Here is a 24099-nt window from a genome sequence, read left to right as displayed (position 1 = left end):
CTTTTTTGTTCGTTATACTTTAAATTGTTGTACCGTTTTATTAAGATCTGAAGCAATTTGCGTTAAGCCATTAGAAGATTGGTGAATCTCGTCTAACGAAGCAGATTGTTCTTCAGTAGAAGCTGACACGAGTTCAGCATTTTGAGCATTTTGTGTAGTGACGGCAAGTAGTTCTTCGCCGTTGTTGTTAATCGCTTCAATTTCACGTGTAATGTCGTGAATGTTTGAAGAAATCGTCGTAATACGCGGCGTCATATTTTCCGTATGTTGTACGATTTCATTAAATTGTTGTGCGGTATGTTCTGTCGTTGTAATCCCATTATGTGCGTCATTCAAAACGACTTCCATAATAGAAACAGAGTGTGCGGTATCGGATTTAATCGTTGATAAAATCGTGCCGATTGAATTTGCCGCTTCGAGCGATTGCTCTGCTAATTTACGAACTTCATCAGCGACGACGGCGAAGCCTTTACCATGTTCACCAGCGCGTGCCGCTTCAATTGCTGCATTTAATGCCAGCAAGTTCGTTTGGTCAGCGATACCTGTAATCACTTTTAAAATTTGGTCGACTTCGCTAATGCGATTTGCGAGCGTTTGAATGACGTCGTTTGATTGTTCAACAGACGTGCGAATATGTTCCATTTGGTCTACATTTGCGGTAATCGTTGAAGTACCTGTATTCGCTGCTTCATAGGCAATGTTCGATAAGTTATTTAATTCCTCGACATGTTGTTTCATCACTTCAAATTGCGCAGTTACTTGTTGAATCGATGCCACGTTATTTTGTAATTTTGATTGGGCCGTTTCTGCATCTTCAGTAATTTGTTGAACGGATTGAACGACGTGTGCCATCGCACTTGACGATTCATCAACGTTATTACCTAGTTGTACAGATGTGTCATCGATTAATTTTGCAGAGTCTTGCACTTGGTGGAGCACAGCGCTTAATTGGTCAATCATTTGATTAAATGATGTTGATAATTGTCCGAATTCATCTTTTGATGTATACGTGTCTTTCACCGTAAAATCGCCTGTTGCTAACGCTGCGACTTGTTCGTTTAATTGGCGCATTGGGTACATAATTGAACGAATAATGAGCATGCTTAGTAACACTGTAATCAATGCTGCGCCTGTTGCAATCACGATAATTAACGTTTTTAAACTGCTCACAGAAGCAGCGTTATGTTCGTTAATATCTTTCGTTTGCTCCATTTTCATTTGGCGCATATGTTCTAGTGAATCTACCATTTCTGCGCGTGGTGCTTTTACTTTCGTTTTGTACAGTTTGTACGCGGCATCATTTTTATTAGCCAAAGCTAATTCAAATACTTTATTTTGATTATCAGTAAAGATGTCCACTTGCTTGTAAAAATTATCGAGTTCCGCTTTTTCTTCAGTCGTTAATGACATTTTTTCTAGCTTCGCAAAGTTACCAAGCACTTCATCAATGCCTTCATTTACTTCTTCGTATAATGTATCTTTTTCCATTTGATCATTCGATGCCGTCATTTCTAAAATAATACGGTCAATGCGTAAGTTGAAAACGACTGCATCGCTAATCCAGTTACTTGGAACGGTTTTTTCTTCATAAATCGTATTCATCTCATGTGATAAGGTCGTTAATTTAAAAATTGCGATCGAACCGATAATGAGTGACGCGACTAAACTAACGACCATCAGCACGATTAATTTAGAACGAATACGCAAATTTTTTAAAAATTGCATGTTACGGTAATCTCCCTTTTTAGGTGTTTTATCATATTATAACGACATTATTCGTAAATAACGATGAATAAAAATGGTATTTTTCCAATTTGATACAGTTTAAAAGGGCATTATATTGTTTAAATGTAGGTATTTGTGCTTTTTGTGAAAGAATTATCTAATACGTGATACCTAAAACAAAAAAATGAATCTTTTTTTGTTTTTTTTCGTAGAAACATCGTAGCACATTTCTCGTCATATTGTAGAACGTATCGTCGTTCGTGGTAAAATAACATTTATGGATTTTTAAAATAGAGGTGACATTTTTGAAAAAAGAAACTCGTTTAGGGAAGCTTGGAAAACGGGAGAAACTATTACTCGGCATTGTACTCCTTTCATTTATAGAAGTAATATATTTTTATTTCCGCGCAAAACCGTATAATGGCGTAAATATTTTGGGGGATATGCCGGGGTATGTAATGCTCGGGTTAATGACATTTTTAATTGCGTATTTTTTATTGTTAGACAAGCAAAACTTTCATAAGAAGCACATTTTAATTGGTATGGCGTACGTGCTACTTTTATTCGCGCCATTTATGTTTGAACGTGATATTCCAAATGTGAAAGTCGATGACGCGCAAGCGATGATTGCTCGTACAGAAGGTGGGAAAGTCGTTAAAGATCGTGAGTATCAAAATACGATTATGAATTACGACGACCGAGAAGTATATTTAATTGCATTAGAGAAAAAAGATGCTGTATACCGTTATGCATTTGACCCGTATACAGAACAATACTATCCATTTTCAAACTAAGGGGTGGCAACATGGCAACACATTTATTTACATTACAAGCGAATTGGCCAGGTGGGCGTAATAGCGTCGGAGAGATTGAAGCTGGCAACTTAAAAACGACCGTATCTATTCCGAAAGAAATGGACGGTCCAAATGTTGGGACGAATCCTGATGAAATGTTATTAGGCGCCGCCGCAACGTGTTATATGATTACACTTGCTGCGTTATTAGAACGTGCGGGTATTGAGACAGAAAAACAAGCGCTCGTCTCAGAAGGGTATGTCGATGTGACGAACGGTGTGTTCACATATCAAAAAATTATACACAAACCGACGATTGTTTTAATGGCTGATGCGACAGATGCGATGCGTAAAAAAGCACAACGTTTAGCTGAAAAAGCAGAAGAGACTTGCATGATTAGCAAAGCAATCAAAGGTAATGTACAATTAGAGTTAGAAGCAACAATCAGCGTAGCTGAAGTCATTTAGTAACAATGGGATGCCTCGTATAGGCGTCCTTTTTTTAAAGGAGAATTTTTTACATGCAACCACAACCACATATTTTATTAGTCGACGGAATGGCGCTATTATTCCGTTCATTTTATGCAACAGCACCGATGGGTCAGTTTTTCCCGAAACAAGACGGTACGCCGACAAATGGTGTGCAAGGATTTGCGCGTCACGTGTTAAGTGCGCAAAATTTAATTCGCCCAACCCATATGGCCATTTGCTGGGATATGGGCAGTCATACGTTCCGCAATGATTTGTTCGACGGCTACAAAGCGAATCGTACAGCGCCACCAGATGAAATGTTGCCACAGTTTGATTTAGCACGCGAAGTATCTGAAATGATCGGCTGGCAAAACTTCGGCGTAAAAGGGCAAGAAGCGGATGATTTAATCGGTTCGTTCGTTGAAAAATGGAAAGATGACGCGCAAATTACGGTCGTAAGTGGCGATAAAGATTTATTACAATTAATTAATCCGAACACGACAATTGCGCTAACGAAAAAAGGATTTACAGAATATAACGCTTACAACTTAGCACGTTTTACAGAAGAATACGGTATTTCACCACAACAATTTGCGGACGTAAAAGCGTTTATGGGTGATTCGAGTGATGGTTATCCAGGCGTTAAAGGTATCGGCCCGAAAACAGCACTACAGTTTATTCAAAAGTATGGCTCTGTTGAAGGGGTACTAGCCGCTGTTGATGAATTAAAACCGGGGCAACGCCAAAAAATTAGCGACAACGTAGACATGCTACAATTGTCGCTTCAACTTGCACGTATTAATACACAAGTGCCAATCGATACGACATTAGAGGAACTAATGTTACCGATGTGGACGAATGATACATTAAACTTATTGCATCAACATGAGTATCGTTTAATTGCCAATCATGCGTTAACGATTTTCCGTTAACGGTTTAATATGGATAAATGTGAGCGCGTGCGCATTTTGTAAGTAGTCGATTTTTTCAATGCGACTCGGACGGCGGGGTGTCCCTAAGTCTTCTACAAACAGTTGCAAACGTCCACATTCTACTGAATAGCCTACGAGCACGGTCCAATGATAATTGTACCGTGCTTTTTTATAAAAAAATGGTGTGAAATAGCGGTCAAATTTTAACGCAATCGGTTCATGACGATCAAGTGCTGCAAGCGCATGGACTTTCGTCACTTGGCGCACTTGCCACGATGGACCGAGCAATTGACGAAGGCGCTTTTTTAAACGCCACGTAAATAACCCAATCGGTGTCGTACCGAGTGTTTCATACAACTCATTGATCGTTGAAGGGTGCTCATAATACGTTAAAATGGCTTCTATTGCAGTAGGGCCGCAAGCAGAAGTGCGGTAGCGTTCTTGAATCGTTGGATCGTATTGTGATTTTGCGCGTAACGTAATCATGTCGTTGGCTTGTAGCCTTCTTTTGCGAGTTGCTGAATAGCTGTGCGGAATGACGAGAACGCATCGTGATTCGCAACGAAGCCATTCGTATAGAAGTAACGAACGACAGTAGGGCTCATACCTGTATGAATGACGCGAACACCCATTAATGCAAGTGTTTGAATTAATTTTTCAAAACGCGTAATGAACGTTTGCGTATCGATATAAGCAAAATCATCGATGACGATGCCTGTAAAGTCGATAATAATACATTGTGCTTCCTTCGTTTTTGAAATGTAGTCGAAAATCGCTTGGTCGATATTGTCGATTCGTTCGAGCGTTAAAACACCGGTAAGCGGTACGAGTAAAACATCTTGTAAAATAGATTCAATGACTGGTGCAGACATTGAGCTAATAAGCTGTTCATAGGAAGCAAGTTTCTGTTTAAGCGCTTCATTTTCTTGTTGTAAGTCCAAAACAATCACCACCTTATGCCATATTGTAGCGGAAATGAGGTAAAAAAAGAACTCTGACCTTTTCAGGTGAGAGTTCTTTTTTTATTATGCGTTTTGTGCTTCTAAGAAGTCTGTTACTTGCTCAGGAGATTTTGCGTTGGCGCTATGTAGGTGACCTACTTTTTCGCCGTTTTTAAATACAGCAAGTGTTGGGATACCCATTACTTCGTATTTTTCAGCTAGTTCTGGTAGTTCATCGCGGTTTAGTTCGTACCAAGCATATTGGTTGTATTGTTCGATGATTGGATCGATGAACATGTTCATGCGTGTGCAATCAGGGCACCAGCCAGCGTAAAATTTTACGATGACGTTTTCTTGTGTTGTGATGATTTCGTTAAATTGTTCAATTGTAGTAATTGGTTGCATGTTAAATCCTCCTCATAGGTTGTACTTACAGTGTACACTGTTTTGTTGGTTACTGAAAGTAAGTTGATTCATTTTCAGTACTTAAATTTCATAAGGTGCACGAAAAATGGAAATAAAAGCGTATTTTAAAGTCATTTAATTAAGAAAAAATAGAATTGAAACAGAAAATAATAAACTTTTTAGACAAAAAAACGTATTTATTTATTGCATAAAAATTGGAAGTCATGCTAATATGATTATAGAAAAAGCAAGGCGATATTTTTTTTAGATAAAAATGAATGGTTATTCATTCAAATTTGGAAGGGGCGAATTGTTTTATGGTAAGACGCATTCAAAAAGTGGCGGTTATCGGTTCAGGTGTCATGGGTTCAGGGATCGCTGCTCACTTAGCAAACTGTGGTTTTGAAACGCAATTGTTCGACATTGTGCCAAACAGCTTAACGGCAGAAGAGGAAAAAGCAGGGTTAACGTTATCATCACCTGCTGTTCGTAACCGTCTCGTAAATAGTGCAATGCAAAAACTATTAAAGCAAAAACCTGCACCGCTTACAACGAAGCGCAGCCTGAATAAATTGACGACTGGTAACTTAGAAGACGATGTTAACGATTTAGCGAAAGCGGATTGGATCATCGAAGTCGTGACAGAAAACTTAGCGATTAAAAAGTCGTTATATGACAAAATCGAGTCTGTCCGTACACCAGGTACGATCGTATCGTCAAATACGTCAGGTATTAGCATTAATGCAATGGCGGAAGGACGCTCAGAAGATTTCCAAAAGAATTTCTTAGGTACGCATTTCTTTAACCCACCGCGTTACTTAAAACTGTTAGAAATTATTCCTGCTGAACATACAGATCCAGCAGTCATTGAATATATGAAGCAATTTGGTGAAGATGAAATCGGTAAAGGTGTCGTATTAGCAAAAGATACACCGAACTTCATCGGTAACCGTATCGGTACGTACGGTTTAATGATTACACTACAAGTCATGAAAGAAAAAGGCTATTCTGTCGGCGAAGTAGATTCAGTAACAGGTCCATTAATCGGTCGTCCGTCATCTGCAACATTACGTACGTTAGATGTGGTCGGTTTAGATACGTTCGTTCACGTTGCCCGCAATGTGTATGACAACACGACAGGTGCAGAACAACAAGTATTCGACGTACCTGATTATTTATTAAAAATGGTCGATAACGGTTGGTTAGGTGCAAAATCTGGTCAAGGTTTCTTCTTGAAAAAAGGAAAAGAAATTTTAGAGCTAGATTTAAACACATTTGAATACGGCCCACGTAAACAGTTAGATACGCCATCTATTACAGTCGCGAAGCAACAAAAAGGCTTAGCAAACCGTGTGAAATCACTCGTTTATGCAGAAGACCGTACAGGCGAACTACTATGGAGCATTATCGCACCGACGCTCGTATACTCAGCAGAATTAAATGGCAAAATTTCAGACGACATTGTAGCGATTGACCAAGCGATGAAATGGGGATTTGGTTGGACGCAAGGACCGTTTGAAATTTGGGACGCTATCGGTGTGACGCAGTCTGTTGCACGTTTAACGAAAGAAGGCGTCGACATTCCAGACTTCGTCAACAAATTGTTAGACAAAGGTTACGATTCATTCTATACGACAATCGATGATGAATTACATTACTTCGATGGTGAAGATTACGTCAAAGTGCCACGTAACGAAAAAGCAATCGACTTAGCGCTTTATAAGAAAAAGCATGGCGTATTAAAACAAAATGCAGGTGCAAGTGTCATTGATTTCGGTGACGGCGTATTGTTATTAGAATTCACTTCAAAATCAAATGCTCTTGGCGTTGATACGATGCAAATGTTGAATTACGCACTTGATTTACTAGACCAGTCAGACGATTTCATCGGTCTTGTCATTGGTAACCAAAGCAAAAACTTCTCGGTCGGTGCAAACCTTGCGATGATCTTAATGGAAGCAGAAGACGATAACACATTTGAATTAGATGCAGTTGTCAATGCATTCCAACAAGGGACATTGCGCATGAAATATAGTAAAAAACCAGTCGTTGCAGCGCCTTACAATATGACGCTCGGTGGTGGTGCAGAAGTATGTTTAGCCGCATCTCACATTCAAGCATCTGCTGAAACATATATGGGACTTGTTGAAGTCGGCGTTGGCGTTATCCCTGGTGGTGGCGGTAACAAAGAGCTGTATATGAAGCAATTAAAAGGCTTACCGAAAGGTGTGAACATCGATCTGCAAAACATCGTTAATCAAACGTTTGAAACAATTGCGACAGCGAAAGTATCGACGTCTGCAGAAGAGGCGCGCGACTTAAACTTCTTAAACTTTGTAGATGGTGTGAGCGTGAATCCAGACCACTTATTATATGATGCGAAGCAAGCGGTCATCGGTTTAGTTGCAGAAGGTTATAAGCCACCTGTACGTGAAAAAGTGCCAGTCGTTGGGGAGACAGGATATGCAGCATTATTACTCGGTGCAGAAGGACTGAAAAATTCAGGCTACGCATCTGATTACGATATTGAAATTGCGAAAAAACTTGCGTACGTATTAGCGGGTGGACTTGTGCCATTCGGAACGCTCGTTGACGAACAATATTTATTAGATTTAGAGCGTGAAGCATTCATTCAACTCGTACAAAATGCAGCGACACAACAACGTATGCAACATATGCTTTTAAAAGGTAAACCACTACGTAACTAATCATAGAGAAGTTCATATATAAGGGGGACTCGCTTATGCGTGAGGCAGTAATTGTAGCAGGTGCTAGAACACCTGTCGGTAAAGCAACGAAAGGTTCTTTAAAAACAGTACGTCCAGATGATCTTGGGGCACTTGTTGTCAAAGAAACATTGAAACGTGCGAATTACAACGGTGAGATCGATGATTTAATTATCGGTTGCGCAATGCCAGAAGCAGAGCAAGGAATGAATATGGCACGTAATATCGGTGCACTTGCTGGTTTACCAGATACGACACCAGCGCAAACGGTCAATCGTTTCTGTTCATCAGGTTTACAAACGATTGCGAATGCGGCAGAGCGTATTATGCTTGGGCATTCAAAAGCAATCATCGCAGGTGGCGCAGAGTCAATGACGATGGTGCCGATGATGGGCCATGTCGTACGTCCGAACGTTACACTTGCTGAAGAAGCACCACAATATTATACGAGTATGGGTCATACAGCAGAAAATGTTGCTGTGAAATATAGCGTATCGCGAGAAGAACAAGATGCATTTGCTGTACGTTCACACGAAAATGCCATCCGTGCCATTAAAGAAGGCCGTTTCAACGATCAAATCGTCCCTGTACCTGTCGTACAGCGCTATGTAGATGCTGACAACAAGCTACAAGAAAAACGTTTTGAGTTCAAAATGGACGAAGGGGTACGTCCAGGAACGACAGTGGAAACACTTGCGAAGTTACGTCCAGCATTCAACGTAAAAGGTTCTGTTACAGCGGGGAATGCATCGCAAACATCAGACGGTGCTGCTGCAGTACTTGTGATGGATCGCGAATATGCGGAACAACAAGGGATACAACCACTTGCAAAATTTTTAGGATTTTCGGTTGGAGGGGTGCCACCGGAAGTGATGGGTATCGGTCCAATTGTTGCTGTACCGAAAGCGCTAAAAATCGCTGGTTTATCAATCGAAGATATCGATTTATGGGAAATTAACGAAGCGTTTGCGTCACAATCGATTCAAGTTGTCAAAGAACTTGGTATCGACCTAGAAAAAGTAAATGTGAACGGCGGCGCGATTGCGTTAGGCCACCCACTAGGCGCAACAGGTGCTATTTTATCACTGAAATTAATTCATGAATTGAAACGCCAAGGTAAAAAATACGGTGTCGTAACGATGTGTATCGGCGGCGGTATGGGTGCTGCGGGCGTCTTTGAAGTACTATAGTCAATTATTTTCACAAAGGGACAATAACCATTTGGGAGGAATTTATCATGACAGAAAACACAGTAAACATTATTAAAGGCGGTAGCTTCTTAACAGAAGACGTAGATATTAATCGCGTATTTACGCCAGAGGACTTCACAGACGAGCACAAAATGATCGCAAAAACGACAGAAGACTATGTGAAAAACGATGTCTTCCCACTCATTGAAAAGCTAGAAAATCATGAATTTGAACATTCAGTAGCATTGCTGAAAAAAGCGGGTGAACTAGGCTTACTAGCAGCGGACGTACCAGAGCAATACGATGGTTTAGGTCTTGATAAAATCACGTCAGCGCTCATTACAGAAAAAATGGCGGTTGTCGGTGGTTTCTCTATCACGCACGGTGCCCACGTAGGGATTGGCTCATTACCGATTGTATTATTCGGAAATGAAGACCAAAAATCACGTTACTTACCGAAACTTGCAACAGGTGAACTGATCGCAGCATACGCATTAACAGAGCCAGGTTCTGGTAGTGACGCGCTCGGTGCGAAGACAACTGCGCGCTTAAACGAAGCGGGTACACACTATATTTTAAACGGTGAAAAGCAATGGATCACAAACTCAGGATTCGCAGACGTCTTTGTCGTATATGCGAAAATTGACGGTGAAAAATTCACAGCGTTTATCGTTGACCGCGAGCTAGAAGGCGTATCAACAGGCGCTGAAGAAAAGAAAATGGGGATTAAATCGTCTTCAACACGTACGCTGATTTTAGAAGATGTCGCTGTACCGGTAGAAAACTTACTCGGTGAAGCAGGCCGCGGTCACGTGATTGCGTTCAACATTTTAAATATCGGTCGTTACAAATTAGGTGTCGGTACAATCGGTTCATCAAAACGTGCACTTGATTTAACGATTCAATATACGAATGAACGTAAACAGTTCAATACACCGATTTCTTCGTTCAACTTAACGAAAGAAAAATTAGCGAATATGGCTGCACAAATTTACGCATCTGAATCACTCATTTATCGTACAGTTGGATACTTTGAAGATAATATGGGGCAGTTATCAGATGAGGAAAAAACGGATGGTAAAAAGATTGCAGAAGCGATTGCTGAATATGCGATTGAGTGCTCAATTAATAAAGTGTTCGGTTCAGAGGTGTTAGACTACGTAGCTAATGAAGCGGTGCAATTACATGGTGGTTATGGCTACATGGCTGAATACGAAGTAGAGCGTATTTACCGCGATTCTCGTATTAACCGTATTTTCGAAGGTACGAACGAAATTAACCGTTTAATCGTGCCAGGTACGTTCATGAAGAAAGCGATGAAAGGTGAATTGCCACTTCTTGAGCAAGCACAAGCACTACAGCAAGAAATTTTAGCGATGACACCAGCAGAAATTTCAGATGAGCCATTAGCACAAGAAAAACATTTAGTGAAAATGGCGAAGAAAATTGCATTGTTAACAGCGGGCACAGCTGCTTTGAAATACGGTGAAAAATTAGAGCAAGAACAAGAAGTGTTAGTAAATATCGCGAACATTGCGAACCAACTATTCGCCATCGAATCAGCGGTATTACGTACACAAAAAGCAATCGACCGCGATGGTGTCGACAAAGCGACTCAAAAGCTACTATATACAGAAATTTTCAGTCAAGAGGCATTCGAAACAATTTTAGCAGAAGCGCGTGATACGCTTGTTAACATTTCATCTGGCGATAATCAACGTATGATGTTATCTGCACTTCGTAAATTCGGTCGCTATGCACCGAAGAAAACGATTAAATTAAAACGCCAAGCAGCGGAAGCGTTAATCGCGGCTGAAAAGTTCATCGTTTAATATCACTCGGGTAAAGAAGTAAGAGGCTTTACCCGTGAAAACTACACAATACTCCCATATTACTGTAGGCCATGTAAACAGAAAGAGATGACGGTTACGCGTTATCTCTTTTTTGTATAGTTGTGAACATCCATTCAGTTTCTATTTGCAAAGGCAATGAATTGTCTATACAATATAAGAAAATGAGGAGGGGCGATATGACGATTCAGTTTTATCATTATCCAAAATGTACGACATGTAAAAAAGCATCAAAATGGATGACGGAACAAGGCATTGCTTTTGACGCACACGACATTACGGTTGAAACGCCGACGAAAGAACAATTAAAAAGCTTTTACGAAGCAAGCGGTTTACCACTGAAAAAGTTTTTTAACACGTCTGGTATGAAATATCGTGAATTAGGCTTAAAAGATAAGCTAGCAAATATGTCAGAAGACGAACAATTATCACTTTTAGCATCAGATGGTATGTTAATTAAACGTCCTCTCACAACGGACGGTAAAAAAGTAACTTTAGGCTTTAAAGAGCAAGAATTCGTAGATTCATGGAAATAGTGTCCAATATAGGCGTTCAAAAAGTGTGCTAAACGCTATTATATCAAGATGTATGACCTTTACAAAGTTCGGAAATACACTTGTCAGACGCCTAAAAACGTGACACAATAAACATGTAATTTACATACACGGGGGGAAATGAACAATGAGCGTTCCAACAAATTTACGTTACACAGAAGATCACGAATGGGTTAAATTAGAAGACGGTAAAGCAGTAATCGGTATTACAGAATTTGCACAATCAGAACTAGGCGATATCGTATTCGTTGAACTACCTGCAGTAGGTGATGAAATCGCAGCGGGCGATTCTTTCGGTAGCGTTGAATCAGTAAAAACTGTTTCTGAACTATATTTACCAATCGCTGGTAAAGTATTAGAAGTAAACGAAGCGTTAGAAGATGCACCAGAATTAGTAAACGAATCTCCATACGAACAAGCATGGATGGTTGTTATTGAACCAGCAAACGAAGCCGACGTAGAAGCTTTATTAACAGCTGATCAATACAAAGATGCAATCGCTGAATAATCATATGATATACGAAGAGACTGAGCTTACCTCAGTCTCTTTTTTTGCGAGCATTTTTATAGGCTGTATACAACGACTATGATATAACTAAAGTATAAGACGGGGAAGCTTTTGGAGGTGGCGCATATGATGACAGAAAAAGTATTGATTGTCGAAGGCCGACAAGATAAGTTACGGATTTTACCCGTATTAAATGAACCGGTAGATATCATTTGTACGAACGGTACGATTAGCGTAGATCGTCTAGATGAATTGCTCGAACCGTATGAAGATAACGATCTTTACGTATTGTTTGATGCCGATCATTCCGGTGAAAAATCTCGTCAGCTCGTCAAACAGTATTATCCGACAGCTGAGCATTTATACACGCGTCGCGAATACAAGCAAGTTGAACATACACCATATGAATATTTAGCCTACATTTTAGCAAATGCAAATTTTCAAGTGAACCCCGCGTATTTAACAAGATAAGGACTGAACTACATGAACGAATGGTCTCGTGAAGAGTGGGAGCAACAAAAAGCAACGCATGACGTGACAGCGTTTTATTTATATACACCGATGTGTGGTACGTGTGCTGTTGCTTCTAAAATGATGGACGTAACGGAAAAAGTCATTCCGAACGTACCGATGGGAAAAGCAAATTTAAATTATATCGAACAAATCGCTTACGATTATCAAATTGAAAGTGTGCCGTGTTTACTTATTTCTGAAAACGGAAAAGTGCGTGAAAAAGTGTATGCTTTTCAATCCGTACCAAATTTGTATGAAAAAATTTTAAATAAGTCATTGACGTAAAAAAATCAGAATGTTAAAGTAAATACATCAAATAAATATACAAATTATGTCGTTACTCTTATTGAGAGAGGTGGAGGGAAGTGCCCTATGAAACCCGGCAACCGTCATGTTATATGATAAGGTGCCAAGTCACACAAAGTTTTACTTTGAAAGATGAGAGAACGGTTTGACACGATATGTTAAACCCTTCTGCTTATTCTTTGCAGAAGGGTTTTTATTTATTGCTAAAAACGGAAAGTCATTATAAAATGACAGGAACTAGATTTAATAGTCTGAGATTTCAAAAGTTTTAGAATAAGGTGGAATGACAGTGATTCGGTTAGAAAATGTATCGAAACAATATAAAACAGCGAACGGTTCTCTAACTGCTGTCGATAATGTGAATTTAACAATCCAAGATAGCGAAATCTTTGGCATTATCGGTTACAGTGGCGCAGGTAAAAGTACGATGATTCGCCTGCTTAACGGTTTAGAAAAGCCGACAGATGGACTCGTAGAAGTAAATGGCGTGAACATCTCAAGTGCACGCGGCGCAGCATTACGTAATGCGCGTCACGGTATTAGTATGGTGTTCCAACATTTCAATCTTTTATGGTCACGTACAGTCGCAGAAAACATCGCATTTCCATTAGAAATTGCGGGTGTGAAAAAATCAGAACGTGCAAAACGCGTTAAAGAATTAATTGCACTTGTCGGATTAGAAGGACGCGATGATGCGTATCCATCACAACTTTCAGGTGGTCAAAAGCAGCGTGTCGGTATTGCCCGCGCGTTAGCGAACAATCCGAAAGTGTTACTTTGTGATGAAGCGACATCTGCGCTTGACCCAGAGACGACAGATGCGATTTTAGATTTACTCGTTAATATTAATGAAAAACTCGGGTTAACGATCGTACTCATTACACATGAAATGCACGTCATCAGAAAAATTTGTCATCGTGTTGCAGTCATGGAAACAGGGAAAGTCGTTGAGCAAGGAAACGTATTAGACGTCTTCCAAAACCCACAAGCGCCGATTACGAAACGTTTCGTATCGCAGGCGACATCAACCGGTCAAAAAGAGTCAATCGCACAAATGCTAGAAGATTACCGCGAAGGTGAACTAATTAAATTGTTCTTCGTCGGCGATCAAGCGGAGCAACCGGTCATTACAGAAATTATTCGCACATTTGCGGTAGACGTCAACATTATTCACGGGAACATTTCACCGACGAAAAGTGGCCCTTACGGAACGTTAATCGTTCAACTAACAGGGGCGGAAAAAGACGTGCAAGATGCGATTCAATATTTAGCAAACAAAGGTATTAAGTCGGAGGTGATTAGCGATGTTCACTAATTTATTTCCGAATGTCGATTGGGATGCAATGTGGTTAGCAACGCAAGAAACACTATATATGACTGCTATCTCAACGGTATTAACGTTTATTATCGGTTTAGTATTAGGCGTCGTCCTATTTTTAACGAGTCCACATCAACTGTGGGCCAATAAAATTGCGAACTGGTTAACAGGTGCATTCGTGAACGTATTCCGTTCGATTCCATTCATTATTTTAGTAATCCTATTAATTCCATTTACAAAGTGGTTATTAGGCACAATGTTAGGCGCGAACGCTGCACTACCAGCACTTGTGATCGGTGCGGCACCATTCTATGCACGTATGGTATTAATCGCTTTACGCGAAATTGATAAAGGCGTCATTGAAGCATCTCGCTCAATGGGTGCCAAAACGTGGACAATCATTTCAAAAGTATTGATTCCAGAATCATTACCAGCACTAATTTCAGGTATTACAGTAACAGCGGTTGCCCTTGTCGGTTACACAGCGATGGCTGGTGTCATCGGTGCGGGTGGTTTAGGGAACTTAGCATTTATGGACGGTTTCCAACGCGGTCGTAACGATGTCACATTAATGGCAACGATTTTAATTTTAGTCATCGTCTTCATTATCCAATTTATCGGTGACTTCTTTACAGCAAAAATTGATAAAAGATAATGCGCAAGCATATCAAATATAAAGATAGAAAAGGGGATTGAGATTTATGAAAGCTTCAAAAAAATTAGTCGCAAGTTTATTAACAGCATCATTAGCGTTAGGTTTAGCAGCATGTGGTTCAGATGATGCGTCATCAGGTGATGACAAAGAAACGAAATTAGTTGTCGGTGCTTCAAACGTACCGCACGCTGAAATTTTAGAAGAAGCAAAACCACTTCTTGAAAAAGAAGGCGTTGATTTAGAAATTAAAAAGTATCAAGATTACGTACTGCCAAACAAAAACTTAGCAGAAGGCGAAATTGATGCGAACTACTTCCAACATCAACCTTACTTAGATCAACAATTAAAAGACAACCCTGATTACGACATCGTAAGCGCTGGTGGTGTTCACGTAGAACCGATGGCTGTATACTCTAAAAAATATAAATCATTAGATGAGCTACCAGATGGCGCAACAATTATCATCTCTAACTCTGTAGCAGAGCAAGGCCGTATTTTATCATTACTTGAAGTAAACGGTTTAATTACGTTAAAAGAAGGTGTTGATAAAACAGCTGCAGTCATTAAAGATATCGACAAAAACCCTAAAAACGTCAAAATCGAAGCGAAAGTTAGCCCTGAAATGCTTGTACAAACGTACAACAATGACGAAGGCGACGCAATCGTGATCAATGCGAACTACGCACTTGATGCAGGTTTAAAACCAACGAAAGATTCAATCGCTATCGAAGACTCTAACTCTGACTACGTAAATGTCATCGCTGTAAACGCGAAAGATAAAGATAACGAAGCAGTGAAAAAATTAGTAGACGTACTACATTCTAAAGAAATCCAAGACTTCATTTTAGAAGAATGGGACGGCTCAGTTGTTCCTGTAGATAAATAAGGAACGGTTTAAAAAGCACTCACATCAGTGGGTGTTTTTTTAGTTTCTACTATTATATATAGTGAATGTAAACGTTTTCTAAAAATCACTAAAAAAGCATCTACTCATTAGAATAGATGCTTTTTCGTTATCTAAATTGAGTTAAACGTGAGAAGAAATTGCTGACAAAATCTAAGAAAATTTCTTCAGATGGTGCAAGTTCGCGTGTGGTTGGGAAAATGACCCCGACGTTACGTGTAAACGGTGGTTCGATTAATGATAAACGAACCGTACGACGAGGCGTTGCATCGTAAAAGGCGCTCTCCGGTAGTAATGTAATACCGATACCAGCCGCTACAAGGCCTTTTAAAGCATCCATGTCTTCACCTTCGGATGAAATGTTCGGCGTGAAGCCAACTGACTTACACGCGTCGACAACGACTTTATTTAAAATAAAGTGTTCAGGGAACAGTACGAAGTCTTCGTTACGTAAATCACCGAGCTGAATTTCTTTTTTCTCTGCTAGTGGATGATTTTCTGGCACGAGCGCTGAAATATTTTCTGTAAATAAAATTTTCGTATCGATCAATTCATCTTTTTGTGGTACAGGGCCTAAAAAGGCAAGATTCAGTTCACGATTTTTGACCGCATTAATTAAAAAGCGGTAAGAACCTTGTCGTAAATGGAACGACACATTTGGATGTTCTTTTTTGAAAGCTGAAATAACTGTCGGTAAAAGAAAGCTTGCTAAACTTGTCGGGAAACCAATTTTAATCGTCCCTTTTTCAGGGTCTAAATATTCATCAACTTGTTTTTTTGCAAAGTCGATCGCTTTTAACGCGATGATGGCATGTTCTAAAAACACATGTCCGATTGGCGTTAATTTGACATTACGGCCGATACGTTCGAACAATTCTGTCCCTAGTTCAGCCTCCAAATTGGCGATTTGTCTGCTGACAGCAGACTGTGCAACATGTAAATTTTCGGCAGCTTCTGAAATATGCTCGCGCTCAGCAACCGCCACGAAATAGCGTAGTTGTCGTAATTCCAAGGCATGTCAACTCCAATTTATCTGTTTTTTAGATTGATTCTATATAAAGTATATATTGTTTGCATGGATTTGTGAATTTAAAATAGACTCACGAGGGAGGGATTTTTATGACGTTTCAAAATATTCTGAAAGAAAAAGGGCTTTACGATCCGAATTTCGAGCATGATGCATGTGGTATTGGATTTTATGCAAGTTTGAAAAATGAACCTTCACATAACATCGTCGTGCAAGGTTTAGAAATGTTATGTCGATTAGAACACCGTGCAGGTCGAGGCAGCGATGGCAAAACGGGTGATGGCGCAGGGCTCATGGTACAAATTCCAGATAGCTATTTCCGTCAGGTGACTGAATGGGCGTTACCACCGAAAGGCGAATACGGTGTCGGTCAATTTTTCTTTACAAATGATGAGGCTGAACGCGCACAAATCGAAGCGAAGTTTAACGACATCATTGCGGAAGAAGGACAAACGTTAATTGGCTGGCGTACAGCGCCGACAAACGCAGAAAACTTAAGTGAGACAGCACAGAAAACAGCACCAGTCGTTCGACAAGTATTTATTGCGAGTGAAACGTCACAAAATTCCTTAACATTTGAACGTAAATTATATATGATTCGTAAACGTGTTGAAAATTGGGTGAAGGCACAAAACTTCACATTTTATTGCCCAAGCTTCTCATCGGCAACGATGGTCTTTAAAGGGCTACTTGCACCTGAAGAAGTGGCACAATTTTATACCGACTTACAAGATGAACGCTTCAAGTCAGCAATCGCGCTTGTCCACTCACGTTATTCAACGAATACATTCCCATCTTGGGAGCGTGCCCATCCAAACCGCTACATTATCCATAACGGCGAAATCAACACCGTACTCGGTAATGCAAACTGGATGAAAGCACGTGAGCAAAAATTTGCCTCAGAAGTATTTGGCGATGAGCTTGAAAAATTATTGCCAATTATTAATGCGGAAGGTTCTGACTCTGCGATGGTCGATAACGCATTTGAATTTTTCGTCTTAGCAGGACGTTCACTTGCTGAAGCAGCGATGATGATGATTCCAGAACCGTGGACAGAAAACCCACACATCTCACCGGAGAAAAAAGCATTTTATCAATACAATAGCACATTGATGGAACCGTGGGATGGCCCAACGTCAATCGCCTTTACGAACGGTAAACAAATCGGTGCGATTTTAGACCGAAACGGCTTACGTCCAGCACGTTATTACGTGACGAAAGATGATCATATTATTTATTCATCTGAAGTCGGTGTTATCGACGTGACAGAAGAAGAGGTCGTTTACAAAGACCGCTTAAGTCCAGGTAAAATGCTACTCATCGATTTAGAAGAAGGCCGCATCGTTGCGGACGAACAATTAAAGCATGAAATGGCAACAGCAAAACCGTATCAACAATGGTTAGACGAAAACTTAGTGACACTTCCAGTACAACAAGAAGAGTCAGAAAATATTGATAATTTATTGTTGCAACAGAAAATTTTCGGCTACACATTCGAAGACGTGCATAAATATATCGTGCCAATCGTTCAAGGGAAAACGGATCCGCTTGGCTCAATGGGGAACGATGCACCGCTTGCTGTATTATCAGACAAGCCGCAATCGCTATTCCATTATTTCAAACAGTTGTTTGCACAAGTGACGAATCCACCAATTGACTCGATTCGCGAGCATTTAGTGACGTCGACGATGACGCTACTCGGTAAAGAAGGTAACATTTTGCATCCGACAGCTGAAACGTGTAAGCGTATTTTCTTACAATCACCAGTACTGACAAACAATCAATTAACACAATTAAAACAGCAAACTGATTTTAAATCAGTTGTCATCGATATATATATGACGAATGATGTGGCGAGCGATTTAGCACGTATCGCTAAAGAAGCAGATGAAGCAATTGCTACAGGTGCAGAGCTCATCATTTTATCAGACCGTAATGTCGATGTGCATCAACCGATGTTACCGGTGTTACTAGCAGCAAGTAGTCTGCATCAGCATCTTGTGCGCGTTGGGGAACGTACACAAGCGAGCATTATTGTAGAAAGTGCAGAAGTACGCGAAGTGCACCATCACGCGACATTAATCGGCTTCGGTGTCGATGCAATCAATCCATATTTAGTATATGCGACGCTACAACAAGCCATTACAGACGGCCATTTACAATTTAGTTACGAAGAAGCGGTGAAACGTTACAATTATGCGTCTGCACAAGGTGTTGTAAAAGTGATGTCGAAGATGGGGATCTCGACAATCCAAAGTTACCGTGGCGCACAAATTTTTGAGGCAGTCGGCATTTCTAAAGAAGTGATTGATGCACATTTTACGGGGACAGCGAGCCAACTTGGCGGTATTAATTTACAAACGATTGGTGAGGAAGCGCGTCGTCGTCATGAACAAGCAATCGCATCAGGCGATAAAGGGTTACCACCAGGTAGTGAATATCAATGGCGTGCGAACGGCGAACATCATGCGTTTAACCCGAAAACGATTCATACGTTACAATGGGCGACACGTAAAAATGATTTCGGCTTGTTCCACCAATATTCAGAAATGGCCAATGAGGAACATTTAGGTTTCTTGCGTAATTTATTAACGTTTAAACAAACGGAAAGCATTCCAATCGAAGAAGTCGAATCAGCTGAATCAATCGTCAAACGTTTTAAAACAGGTGCGATGTCGTTCGGCTCGATTTCACAAGAAGCACACGAAGCGTTAGCGATTGCGATGAACCGTATTGGCGGTAAATCGAATTCAGGTGAAGGCGGGGAAGATCCAGATCGTTTCACGAGAGATGCGAACGGAGACTTACGTCGCTCACAAATTAAACAAATCGCATCAGGCCGTTTCGGTGTGAAATCACATTATTTAGTGAACGCTAATGAACTACAAATTAAAATGGCACAAGGTGCGAAACCGGGTGAAGGCGGTCAGTTACCAGGGAACAAAGTGTATCCGTGGGTAGCGAACGTTCGTGGCTCAACGACAGGCGTTGGCTTAATCTCACCACCACCACACCATGATATTTATTCAATTGAAGATATGGCAGAGCTTATTTACGACTTGAAAAATGCAAACCGTCACGCGCGTATTTCAGTGAAACTTGTTGCGAAAGCAGGTGTCGGTACGATTGCTGCAGGTGTGGCGAAAGGTGCGGCAGACGTCATCGTCATTAGTGGTTACGACGGCGGTACAGGTGCATCGCCGAAGACGAGTATTAAACATACTGGTTTACCGTGGGAGCTCGGTCTAGCAGAAGCGCATCAAACGTTAATGCTGAACCATCTTCGCGACCGCGTAACGCTCGAAACAGATGGTAAGTTAATGACGGGGAAAGATGTCATTATGGCAGCGCTACTCGGTGCAGAGGAGTTTGGCTTCGCAACGGCACCACTAATCGTATTAGGTTGTGTCATGATGCGTGCATGTCACTTAGATACGTGCCCAGTCGGCGTTGCAACACAAAATCCAGAGCTACGTGCGAAATTTATGGGTTCGCCAGACCACGTCGTGAACTTCATGATGTTTATCGCAGAAGAAGTGCGCGAATATATGGCGAAGTTAGGCTTCCGTACATTCGATGAACTTGTCGGTCGCACGGATTTATTAGAAGTGAGCGAGCGCGCGAAAACGCATTGGAAAGCGCGTCACTTAGATTTATCAAAACTGTTGCATCAAGTGGAAGGTCCACGTACGAAGCAACGTGAACAAGATCATCAATTAGATCAAACGTTAGATTTACGTGAAATTTTACCACGTACAGATTTCGCGATTAAACATGCGTCACCGATTGCGTTAACGTTCCCGATTAAAAATACAGATCGTGCAGTCGGTACAATCGTTGGCAGTGAAATTTCGATGCAATACGGTGCAGTCGGTTTACCGGAAGATACGATTAAATTACATTTCGAAGGGTCAGCAGGTCAAAGCTTCGGCGCCTTCATTCCAAAAGGGATGACGATGTCTGTAGATGGTGATGCGAACGATTACTTCGGTAAAGGTTTATCAGGTGGTAAAGTGATCGTTTCGGCACCGATTAAAGGAAGCGAGGAATCAAATGTGATCGCTGGTAACGTATGTTTATACGGTGCGACAAGTGGTGAAGCGTTTATTAACGGTCGTGCGGGTGAGCGTTTTGCGGTTCGTAATAGTGGTGCAAATGTTGTCGTCGAAGGTATCGGTGACCACGGTCTGGAATATATGACAGGTGGAAACGTCGTCATTTTAGGAGATGTCGGTAAAAACTTCGGAGCAGGGATGTCAGGTGGCGTTGCATACGTTATGCCGACAAACCCAGAAGCATTTAAAGCAACGTGCAACACAGAAATGATCGAATTTACGACGCAATTCACACAGCACGATATGGAATTGTTAAAAGAGCTACTTGAAAAACAAGTGCACTATACAGATAGTTCAAAAGCAAAAACGGTACTAAATGATTTTGCGAATCAAATGGATCGTTTCATCAAAGTCGTACCGACAGATTATAAACATATGCTTGCACATATTGATACGTTTGAAAAACAAGGGTTATCAGAGCAAGAAGCAGCGATGAAAGCATTCGCATTAGTAACGTCACCGAAAAAAACCGTAAGCAAATCATAAAAGGAGTGGTCTAGTATGGGGAAACCAACAGGATTTATGGAATATGATAAACAGAAGGTTCGAGAACAAGCACCACTAGAACGCATTCAGAGCTTCGGTGAATATACGGAACGTTTAACAGATTCGGAGCTAGAAACGCAAGGTGCACGCTGTATGGACTGTGGTACGCCATTTTGCCATATAGGGATTGAAATTCGCGGGATGGCAGCGGGTTGTCCGATTAACAACTTTATTCCGGAATGGAACGACCTCGTATATAAAGGGCAATGGAAGGAAGCATTAGAACGTTTGCAAATGACGAACAACTTCCCTGAATTTACAGGGCGTGTTTGTCCAGCGCCATGTGAAGGCTCTTGTGTACTCGGTATTAATGAGCCGTCTGTTGCGATTAAAAGTATTGAGCAATCGATTATCGACAAAGGTTTCGAAATGGGCTGGGTGACACCACGCATTCCAAAAAACCGTACGTCGAAACATATCGCTGTCATCGGTTCAGGTCCAGCAGGGCTTGCTGCTGCAGATGAATTAAATCAACGCGGTCATCACGTAACGGTTTATGAACGTGACGATCGTGCAGGCGGTTTACTCATGTACGGTATTCCGAATATGAAACTCGATAAAAAAATTGTCGAGCGACGCATTCATTTATTAGAAGCAGAAGGTATTCGCTTCATTTTAAATACAGCGGTCGGCCAAGATGTGACACCAGAGGAGCTAAAGCAACAATACGATGCAATCATTTTAGCAACAGGTGCGACGAAAGCGCGTGAATTACGCTTAGAAGGTTACGAAGCAGAAGGTGTCATTCCGGCGATGGATTATTTACATGGTGTGACAAAAAGCTTATTAGATTCAAATTTTGAAGATGGCCAAGCGTTAAACGTGAAAGGGAAAAATGTTATCGTTATCGGCGGTGGTGATACCGGTGCTGACTGTGTCGCAACAGCGGTACGTCAAGGGTGTAAATCTGTACACCAATTCGGTAAACACCCAGCGTTACCGACGACACGCCAACCGTCTCAACCGTGGCCTTCTGATCCACAAGTGTACAAATTGGATTATGCATATGCAGAAGCAGACGCAAAATTTGGTGGCGACCCACGTGAATATTGCATTCAAACGAAAAAAATCGTTGCGGACGTAAACGGTCGTGTGAAAGAACTGCATACGATCCAAATGAATAAAATTGTAAACGATGAAGGTTATGCATACTTTGAAGAAATTCCAGGGACAGAAAAAGTATGGCCAGTCGATTACGTATTCGTCGCGATCGGTTTCCAAGGCGTTGAATCACCACTTGCAGAACAGTTTGGTGTAAAAGTATTAAACAATCGTATCCGTGCGAACGGTAAAGATTATACAACGAACGTACCAGGTATGTATGCAGCAGGTGATGCACGTCGCGGCCCATCATTGATTGTTTGGGCCATCAAAGAAGGACGTGAAGTGGCTGAACAAGTAGCACAATATATAGCCTCTCAAGCAATTGCACAATAATAATGAAGGAAGAGCGAATGATGTCGTAGGAAAATACGTATCCGACGCTCTTTTTTTTATATTGAAATGCGTGAAGAAATTAAGGCATAACGATAGCAAATGCGCAAAAAACCATGCTATAATGCGGTTTATCATCATCGTTCCGATACGAAATAGATTGCTTTATTGAAATCGATTCTCAATTAGGTGTTGCTTATTGAAAATGAGAAAATTTTAAAGGCACCACACAATTCAAGGCGTTAATATTATAGGAAATGTTTTAATAGCAACGATTGTTTTATCTACTTGAGAATGAAATTCAAATGGTTGCAATCAAAATTTAATTGGGTTAAGATTAGAATGATGTTAAATTAAGAATGGATACGCCATTCGCGAAACGCAAACGGAGGGTATTAGAATGTCAACTTTAGAAATTAAAGATCTTCATGTTTCAATCGAAGACAAGGAGATTTTAAAAGGCGTTAACTTAACGCTAAATACAAACGAAGTACACGCAATCATGGGTCCAAACGGTACTGGTAAATCAACATTAGCTTCAGCTATCATGGGTCACCCAAAATATGAAGTAACTTCAGGTGAAGTATTACTTGATGGTGAAAACGTATTAGAAATGGAAGTAGACGAACGCGCACAAGCTGGTCTTTTCTTAGCAATGCAATATCCATCAGAAATCGCTGGTGTTACAAACGCAGACTTCTTACGTTCAGCTATTAACGCTCGTCGTGAAGAAGGCGATGAAATTTCAATCATGAAATTCATCAAACAATTAGATAAAACAATGGACTTTTTAGAAATGCCAGAAGAAATGAGCCAACGTTACTTAAACGAAGGTTTCTCTGGCGGTGAGAAAAAACGTAACGAAATTCTTCAATTAATGATGATCAAACCAAAATTCGCAATCCTTGATGAAATCGACTCAGGTCTTGATATCGATGCACTTAAAGTTGTTTCTAAAGGTGTTAACGAAATGCGCGGCGAAGGTTTCGGCTGCTTAATGATCACTCACTACCAACGCTTATTAAACTACATCACACCTGACCACGTTCACGTAATGATGCAAGGTAAAGTTGTAAAATCAGGCGGTCAAGAACTAGCACAACGTTTAGAAGCTGAAGGTTATGACTGGATTAAAGAAGAACTAGGTATTAAAAACACAGACGCAGTAGTAGAAGAAGCATAATCG

Annotated in this window: 21 protein-coding genes and 1 riboswitch; of the genes, 16 read left to right on the top strand and 5 right to left on the bottom strand. The window is 40.7% G+C overall.

The genetic code is table 11. The features are described 5' to 3' along the window. Positions 1-12: 12 nt before the first annotated feature. Positions 13-1725 (bottom strand): methyl-accepting chemotaxis protein, encoded by a 1713-nt coding sequence (locus tag KMHG_RS13110; protein ID WP_010290170.1) that lies wholly within the window; start codon positions 1723-1725, stop codon positions 13-15. Positions 1726-2030: 305 nt separating this feature from the next. Here KMHG_RS13110 and KMHG_RS13105 point away from each other — a divergent pair, with 305 nt between their 5' ends. The 3 genes from KMHG_RS13105 to KMHG_RS13095 are packed head-to-tail and all read left to right on the top strand — an operon-like array spanning position 2031 to position 3921. Further along, complete coding sequence (locus KMHG_RS13105; protein WP_010290169.1) at positions 2031-2519, top strand: hypothetical protein; 489 nt, start codon at positions 2031-2033, stop codon at positions 2517-2519. 11 nt (positions 2520-2530) lie between these two features. Next, positions 2531-2986: an OsmC family protein gene (locus KMHG_RS13100; protein ID WP_010290167.1), complete on the top strand. Its 456-nt coding sequence runs from the start codon at positions 2531-2533 to the stop codon at positions 2984-2986. 53 nt (positions 2987-3039) lie between these two features. Further along, positions 3040-3921, top strand: a complete 882-nt coding sequence (locus KMHG_RS13095; RefSeq protein WP_010290166.1) for a 5'-3' exonuclease — start codon at positions 3040-3042, stop codon at positions 3919-3921. Here the strand turns inward: KMHG_RS13095 and KMHG_RS13090 are convergent. The 3 genes from KMHG_RS13090 to KMHG_RS13080 form a co-directional block, all read right to left on the bottom strand. Beyond that, positions 3904-4407, bottom strand: coding sequence for a C39 family peptidase (locus tag KMHG_RS13090; RefSeq protein ID WP_010290165.1), 504 nt, complete (start codon positions 4405-4407; stop codon positions 3904-3906). The genes KMHG_RS13095 and KMHG_RS13090 overlap by 18 nt on opposite strands. After that, positions 4404-4862, bottom strand: coding sequence for an STAS domain-containing protein (locus tag KMHG_RS18045; protein ID WP_010290164.1), 459 nt, complete (start codon positions 4860-4862; stop codon positions 4404-4406). The genes KMHG_RS13090 and KMHG_RS18045 overlap by 4 nt, the downstream gene beginning before the upstream one ends. An 84-nt stretch (positions 4863-4946) precedes the next feature. Beyond that, a complete protein-coding gene (locus KMHG_RS13080) occupies positions 4947-5267 on the bottom strand; it encodes a thioredoxin family protein (RefSeq protein ID WP_010290161.1) in 321 nt (106 codons plus the stop codon). Positions 5268-5584: 317 nt separating this feature from the next. On the opposite strand from KMHG_RS13080, the gene KMHG_RS13075 reads away from it, so the two are divergent. The 10 genes from KMHG_RS13075 (at position 5585) to KMHG_RS13030 (ending at position 15773) form a co-directional block, all read left to right on the top strand. Beyond that, complete coding sequence (locus KMHG_RS13075) at positions 5585-7975, top strand: 3-hydroxyacyl-CoA dehydrogenase/enoyl-CoA hydratase family protein (RefSeq protein WP_010290160.1); 2391 nt, start codon at positions 5585-5587, stop codon at positions 7973-7975. 35 nt (positions 7976-8010) lie between these two features. Beyond that, positions 8011-9183 carry an acetyl-CoA C-acetyltransferase gene (locus tag KMHG_RS13070; RefSeq protein ID WP_010290159.1) on the top strand — a complete coding sequence of 391 codons (1173 nt, stop codon included), beginning with the start codon at positions 8011-8013 and terminating at the stop codon, positions 9181-9183. Between the two features lie 47 nt (positions 9184-9230). After that, positions 9231-11015 (top strand): acyl-CoA dehydrogenase FadE, encoded by a 1785-nt coding sequence (locus KMHG_RS13065; protein ID WP_010290158.1) that lies wholly within the window; start codon positions 9231-9233, stop codon positions 11013-11015. A 197-nt stretch (positions 11016-11212) separates the two neighbouring features. Continuing rightward, positions 11213-11569 carry an arsenate reductase family protein gene (locus tag KMHG_RS13060; protein WP_010290155.1) on the top strand — a complete coding sequence of 119 codons (357 nt, stop codon included), beginning with the start codon at positions 11213-11215 and terminating at the stop codon, positions 11567-11569. A 145-nt stretch (positions 11570-11714) separates the two neighbouring features. Further along, positions 11715-12095, top strand: a complete 381-nt coding sequence (gene gcvH, locus KMHG_RS13055; protein ID WP_010290154.1) for a glycine cleavage system protein GcvH — start codon at positions 11715-11717, stop codon at positions 12093-12095. A 126-nt stretch (positions 12096-12221) separates the two neighbouring features. After that, on the top strand, positions 12222-12566 hold the full coding sequence (locus tag KMHG_RS13050; RefSeq protein ID WP_010290153.1) for a toprim domain-containing protein: 345 nt from the start codon (positions 12222-12224) through the stop codon (positions 12564-12566). Between the two features lie 12 nt (positions 12567-12578). Then, positions 12579-12893 (top strand): thioredoxin family protein, encoded by a 315-nt coding sequence (locus KMHG_RS13045; protein WP_010290152.1) that lies wholly within the window; start codon positions 12579-12581, stop codon positions 12891-12893. A 55-nt stretch (positions 12894-12948) separates the two neighbouring features. Further along, positions 12949-13053: riboswitch (SAM riboswitch) on the top strand. 150 nt (positions 13054-13203) lie between these two features. Continuing rightward, positions 13204-14229, top strand: coding sequence for a methionine ABC transporter ATP-binding protein (locus KMHG_RS13040; protein ID WP_010290151.1), 1026 nt, complete (start codon positions 13204-13206; stop codon positions 14227-14229). Then, positions 14219-14887, top strand: a complete 669-nt coding sequence (locus tag KMHG_RS13035; protein ID WP_010290150.1) for a methionine ABC transporter permease — start codon at positions 14219-14221, stop codon at positions 14885-14887. The genes KMHG_RS13040 and KMHG_RS13035 overlap by 11 nt, the downstream gene beginning before the upstream one ends. Positions 14888-14933: 46 nt before the next feature. Further along, a complete protein-coding gene (locus KMHG_RS13030; protein WP_010290147.1) occupies positions 14934-15773 on the top strand; it encodes a MetQ/NlpA family ABC transporter substrate-binding protein in 840 nt (279 codons plus the stop codon). Positions 15774-15900: 127 nt separating this feature from the next. Here KMHG_RS13030 and gltC read toward each other — a convergent pair whose 3' ends face one another. Further along, a complete protein-coding gene (gltC, locus tag KMHG_RS13025) occupies positions 15901-16803 on the bottom strand; it encodes a glutamate biosynthesis transcriptional regulator GltC (RefSeq protein WP_010290144.1) in 903 nt (300 codons plus the stop codon). Positions 16804-16910: 107 nt separating this feature from the next. On the opposite strand from gltC, the gene gltB reads away from it, so the two are divergent. From gltB to sufC, 3 genes are all read left to right on the top strand, one after another. Beyond that, on the top strand, positions 16911-21419 hold the full coding sequence (gene gltB / locus KMHG_RS13020; protein ID WP_010290143.1) for a glutamate synthase large subunit: 4509 nt from the start codon (positions 16911-16913) through the stop codon (positions 21417-21419). 15 nt (positions 21420-21434) lie between these two features. Then, positions 21435-22916: a glutamate synthase subunit beta gene (locus KMHG_RS13015; protein ID WP_010290142.1), complete on the top strand. Its 1482-nt coding sequence runs from the start codon at positions 21435-21437 to the stop codon at positions 22914-22916. Positions 22917-23313: 397 nt separating this feature from the next. Continuing rightward, positions 23314-24096, top strand: coding sequence for a Fe-S cluster assembly ATPase SufC (gene sufC / locus KMHG_RS13010; RefSeq protein ID WP_010290141.1), 783 nt, complete (start codon positions 23314-23316; stop codon positions 24094-24096). Positions 24097-24099 lie beyond the last annotated feature (3 nt).

The organism is Kurthia massiliensis (genome assembly GCF_000285555.1).
Taxonomy (GTDB): domain Bacteria; phylum Bacillota; class Bacilli; order Bacillales_A; family Planococcaceae; genus Kurthia; species Kurthia massiliensis.
Note: the sequence above shows the minus strand (reverse complement) of the source record. Positions and strands in the feature narration are given on the sequence as shown.